This is a genomic window from Methylocella tundrae (assembly GCF_901905185.1).
GTDB classification, from domain to species: Bacteria; Pseudomonadota; Alphaproteobacteria; order Rhizobiales; family Beijerinckiaceae; genus Methylocapsa; species Methylocapsa tundrae.
In genome coordinates, this window is sequence record NZ_CABFMQ020000128.1 from 1 (window position 1) to 940 (window position 940).

A 940-nucleotide genomic window follows, 5' to 3' on the forward strand; every position below is an offset into this window, starting at 1 on the left:
GCGATCCTGGGCGTGGACCTCACTCAGATTCACGGTCTGGGGTCGTACCTTGCGCTCAAGCTGGTCGGGGAATGCGGGACCAACCTGGCGGCGTGGCCGAGCGCAAAGCACTTCACATCGTGGCTAGGTTGAGAACCCATACATCATACTGATTCTATGATATCTTTTTGCCCTGATTTGAGTCGCGGGGGGCGAATGTCATGGCGAAGAGTTTGTTTTGGCTGTCGGATTCGGCATGGGAGGCGCTGGAGCCGCATCTGCCGCGCGGCAAGCCGGGAAAGCCGCGGGTGGACGATCGGACCGTCATTTCAGGCATCCTGCATGTGTTGAAAACAGGATGCCGCTGGCGCGACGTTCCACCAGCCTATGGGCCGCCAACGACTATCTACAATCGTTATAATCGTTGGTCGCAGCGCCGCGTCTGGCAGCGTATATTCGAGAAAATGGCGGCCGTCGGTCCCGTGCCGGACGAACTTTCCATCGACTCAAGCCACGTCAAGGCGCATCGCTCGGCGAGCGGTTCAAAAAGGGGGAGTTCGCCGAGGCGATTGGCCGTTCGCGCGGCGGAAGAACGAGCAAAATCCATGCTTTGGCCGATGATCGCGGCAGACCGGTCGCCTTTGCGCTGACGCCGGGAAACGTCGCCGACATCTCTATGGCCATTCCGCTGCTTGCAGCTGTCGCCCGACCAAAGCGGCTGTTGGCCGACAAAGCCTACGACGCCGACAGCCTGCGCAAATGGCTCAAACAAAGAAAGGTCAAGGCAGTCGTTCCATCGACCGCCTCGCGGCGGACGCCCTATCCGCTCGACGCCAGCGGCTTGATCGCAGCCGCCTGCACAGCGCTGGGGCTGTCGCGCGCCAGCCTTCATCGTCGCCAGGCCTTCCGGAGACGGCCGCTTGCGGCTGTGCGCGCGCGGCCAACGCCAAAGCGGGCGCTT

2 pseudogenes are annotated in these 940 nt (G+C 62.1%); both read left to right on the top strand.

Features of this window, described 5'->3' with window-relative positions:
* Window positions 1–126: pseudogene (locus tag MPC4_RS21420) on the top strand (hypothetical protein); the annotation flags it as partial.
* 74 nt (window positions 127–200) lie between these two features.
* Window positions 201–802, top strand: a pseudogene (locus MPC4_RS18155) (IS5 family transposase); the annotation flags it as partial.
* Window positions 803–940: the final 138 nt, after the last annotated feature.